Origin of the sequence: Candidatus Burkholderia verschuerenii, assembly GCF_001189365.1 — a bacterium.
Taxonomy (GTDB): domain Bacteria; phylum Pseudomonadota; class Gammaproteobacteria; order Burkholderiales; family Burkholderiaceae; genus Caballeronia; species Caballeronia verschuerenii.
The window spans coordinates 1-3,605 of record NZ_LFJJ01000252.1 but is presented as its reverse complement, the minus strand read 5'-3'; the positions used below and the strand labels follow the sequence as shown (position 1 = coordinate 3,605).

Sequence of the window (3,605 nt, the reverse complement as noted above, 5' to 3'; positions counted from 1 at the left end):
AGCATCGAGCGCTATGTCGCACGCTACAACCAGCACAACCGTCCATTTGTCTGGACCGCAACCGCCGATTCCATCCTTCAGAAAGTGGCTCGGTTATGTAAAGTTATTTCTGGGACGGAACACTAGCGCCAACAGACGTCGTATGGTTTTCGGCGATGGCATCGCGCCCTCCTCGTCAGCCGATTCGACAAACACGACCCGCGATTGACACCGCCAAGCCGGTAAACTGTCCGTCAGGCGCGCGGCGTCCCGCGCGCACGCTTCGCACCGGAACCGACATGAAACAGGCACTGCAACATCTGACGGTCGCGACGGGCTCGCGTGGCCTGCACGAAGTCACTCGCGACATCGACCGCTGGATCGATCATCAGGATATCCGCACCGGCTTGCTGACGGTGTTCTGCCGCCACACGTCCGCGTCGCTGCTGATTCAGGAAAACGCCGACCCAGACGTGCGGACCGACCTCGAACGCTATTTCGAGCGCGTCGCGCCGGAATCGCCGGACGCTTACGTGCACGACGCCGAAGGCCCCGACGACATGCCCGCGCATTTGCGCACCGCGCTGACCACGGTGCAGCTTTCGATTCCTGTCGAAGCCGGGCGCATGGTGCTCGGCACCTGGCAAGGCATTTACGTCTTCGAACATCGCACGGCGCAGCATCAGCGCGAACTTGTCTTGCATCTGATCGGCGAGTGACTTAATATACGCTCCGCGTATAGAGGAGCGTGACATGGTCAATCAGCAGCAAACCGTCCTTCGCGATGCGATGCGGCGTCTCAATATGACCCGCGACGCGTTCGCGGCCCGCATCGGCGTATCGCGGCGCGCGTTGGATACCTGGCTTCTGCCCGACGAGTCGCCGGAATCGCGCGCGATGCCGGAAATCGCCGCGCGTTATATCGGCGAAATCCTCACCGGCATGCCTGACGCCGATTCCGCTACGCAGAGCGTAGATACATCGATTCTGTTCGAAGGCCGGCCGCAACTGCTGTCCATCGACCAGTTTTCGCGCGAATCCGCCGAAGCGCTGTTCCGCACCGCCGACCTGATGCAGCCGATCGCGCGACGCAAGAAGATCACGCACGTGCTGGAAGGCGCGGTGCTCGCCAATCTCTTTTTCGAAGCCAGCACGCGCACCCGCGTGAGCTTCGGCTCGGCGTTCTGCCGGCTGGGCGGCTCGGTGTGCGACACGACCGGCTTCACCTTCTCGTCGATGGCGAAGGGCGAATCGATCTACGACACGAGCCGCGTGATCAGCGGCTACGCCGATGCCATCGTGGTGCGGCATCCCGAGCAAGGCTCAGTGGCCGAATTCGCGCGCGCGACCAACATTCCCGTGATCAATGCGGGCGACGGTCCCGGCGAGCATCCGAGCCAGGCGCTGCTCGATCTCTATACGATTCAGCGCGAGTTTTCGCGGCTCGGCAAGATCGTCGACGGCGCGCATATTGCGATGGTCGGCGACCTCAAATACGGGCGCACCGTGCATTCGCTGGCGAAGCTGCTGTCGCTGTACAAGGGCCTGAAATTCACGCTCGTTTCACCGCGTTCTCTGGAAATGCCCTCGCATATCGTCGAGCGGCTGGCGCAGGGCGATCATGTGATCGAACAGACCGGCGACCTGCACGCGGGGCTGGCGGGCGCGGATGTCGTCTATGCCACGCGCATTCAGAAAGAGCGCTTCGCCGACGAATCGATCGAAGGCTATACGCCGGACTTTCAGATCAATCAGGCGCTCGTCGACGAGGTATGCGGACGCGACACGCTCATCATGCATCCGTTGCCGCGCGATAGCCGCCCCGGCGCGAACGATCTCGCCACCGATCTGAATCACGATTCGCGACTGGCCATTTTCCGGCAGACGGATAACGGCATCGCGGTGCGCATGGCGATCTTCGCGACGCTGCTCGGCGTGGAGCATCTCGTCGGACATTCGATGCGCGACGCGACATGGAAATCGCCGTCGTCCATCGGCCCCGACGACGCGGTGTTTCAAGGCTTCGACTGATATCGACGAGAACCGGCATGACAGCGCGTTAACACGTTTTTTACGCGCAGGCATTGTGTCTTGGCACGACCTTGACATGGCCCGGCGTATACTCCAATAACGATAACAAGATGGAGCGCGATCATGGACATGTCACTTGCCTAGGTTGCCGGCCGTAACAAAGCCCACCACGAGGGCTTTTACTGTGCATGTCAGCGCGTCCGCATGCTGGCGCGCGCCAATTTTGCCGATAGCGATAGCTTGCGCGAACGTATTCGCGAGTTGTTTCATTCTCCGCTCGGCGTCTATGTTAGTCAGGCGCAACGCAAAGACTGTTCGTTGCGACTCGAATTCGATGTCGCGACCGAAGACCTCGCCTTTACGATGCGCACGCTCAAGCGCGTGATGCCCGAAGCGCATATCGAAGCGGTGACGCCTCGGGTGTTTCCGCATCGGGCGGGGGTGCGGGAGGCGGAGTGAACTCCGAACTAATCGCCTCTCACGGCTTATCCATAGACCGATCGGCCAGCGCGCACGTATGATCCTGAAGCTCTTCCGACGACGCCCAATCCCCCGTCTGCACATGGTCGTTGAGCAGATAAAACGCCGGCGTCCCGTCCGCAAGCACGGCGCCTGCGAGCAGCAGTGTCTGATCGCCCATTGGCTGCCCGCGTTGCGCGGCGTAAGGCGCGAGCACTTTAAACGGATCGGTATGCTCGAGTTCGGCATCGTCGATACGGATCGCACTGTACACATGTCCGCGCAAGCGCACCGGCAGCGGCTTCCACTCCGTGCCGATGCGCGGACCGATCTCGCGCAACGTCCTCACGACATCAGGCGCGAGACAATCGATATGGATATGCAACTGGTTTTGCGTACGCCCATCGGCCGAGTTGATGGCAAGCGAAATCTCGTCGCGCGGCAATGTACGATGCAGTTTGCCATCGACGTAACGACGCGACTGCCACGCCGCGCGAAAGTAGTTCGGCGTATCCGCATCGAGCAGCACGGGACTTTCGATACCGCTGATGCGCGCCGTCGGAATCAGCAAGTACTGCGCGATGCCGACGAGATCCTTCAGCACCGCATAGCCGCCCGCGAGATTCACGTCGGCGCATTTCTGCGCGACGGGCGCGCCCTCGGCGGCGGGTTCGCAATGATCGTGGACGATCTCCCATAGCGCGTTGGGGTTCGCGGCGGCCGCGATCGGCGCGCCGGCCAGCGCGAGGGAAACCATACAGGCGTGCAAGACGCTTCGCATCGACGATAGTCCGAGAGACGGGAAGCGCTAGCGTGCCCGATTTCTTTATCGTGCGCAGAAACATCGATCGATCTGGGCGAGCGCGCATAAAAAACGCCAGCGACCTAACGGCGGCTGGCGTTTCCTTGCTGCTTACTACGATGCTACCTACTGCATTTCTCGCAAGCTACTGCTCTTCCTGCTGAACTGCCACTTCACCTTCTACTGCCACTACAAACTCGAATGGCTTAGGTCCTGTTCACATTTAAGAGCGGCCCGAAGGTAGACACGATGGAGACAAAGGTGAGGTAGCTGTGGGCGAGTTTGTCATATCGAGGGCGACGCGACGAAAATGCTTGATACGCTTAAAGAAGCG

Annotated in this window: 5 protein-coding genes and 1 pseudogene; 4 read left to right on the top strand and 2 right to left on the bottom strand. The window is 60.8% G+C overall.

Annotated features, from left to right (window positions below):
- From BVER_RS34660 to BVER_RS26620, 3 genes and pseudogenes are all read left to right on the top strand, one after another.
- Window positions 1–126 (top strand): annotated as a pseudogene (locus tag BVER_RS34660) (IS630 family transposase); the annotation flags it as partial.
- A 152-nt stretch (window positions 127–278) separates the two neighbouring features.
- Window positions 279–698, top strand: a complete 420-nt coding sequence (locus tag BVER_RS26625) for a secondary thiamine-phosphate synthase enzyme YjbQ (protein WP_050455820.1) — start codon at window positions 279–281, stop codon at window positions 696–698.
- A 34-nt stretch (window positions 699–732) separates the two neighbouring features.
- A complete protein-coding gene (locus BVER_RS26620) occupies window positions 733–2,010 on the top strand; it encodes an aspartate carbamoyltransferase (RefSeq protein ID WP_050455819.1) in 1,278 nt (425 codons plus the stop codon).
- Between the two features lie 132 nt (window positions 2,011–2,142).
- Here BVER_RS26620 and BVER_RS34655 read toward each other — a convergent pair whose 3' ends face one another.
- Window positions 2,143–2,280, bottom strand: a complete 138-nt coding sequence (locus BVER_RS34655) for a hypothetical protein (RefSeq protein ID WP_232316827.1) — start codon at window positions 2,278–2,280, stop codon at window positions 2,143–2,145.
- A 48-nt stretch (window positions 2,281–2,328) separates the two neighbouring features.
- On the opposite strand from BVER_RS34655, the gene BVER_RS34650 reads away from it, so the two are divergent.
- The gene (locus tag BVER_RS34650; protein WP_232316825.1) at window positions 2,329–2,469 is read left to right on the top strand and encodes a hypothetical protein; all 141 of its coding nucleotides are present in this window, start codon (window positions 2,329–2,331) and stop codon (window positions 2,467–2,469) included.
- 19 nt (window positions 2,470–2,488) lie between these two features.
- Here BVER_RS34650 and BVER_RS26610 read toward each other — a convergent pair whose 3' ends face one another.
- Window positions 2,489–3,226 carry a CDP-diacylglycerol diphosphatase gene (locus tag BVER_RS26610; protein ID WP_232316823.1) on the bottom strand — a complete coding sequence of 246 codons (738 nt, stop codon included), beginning with the start codon at window positions 3,224–3,226 and terminating at the stop codon, window positions 2,489–2,491.
- Window positions 3,227–3,605 lie beyond the last annotated feature (379 nt).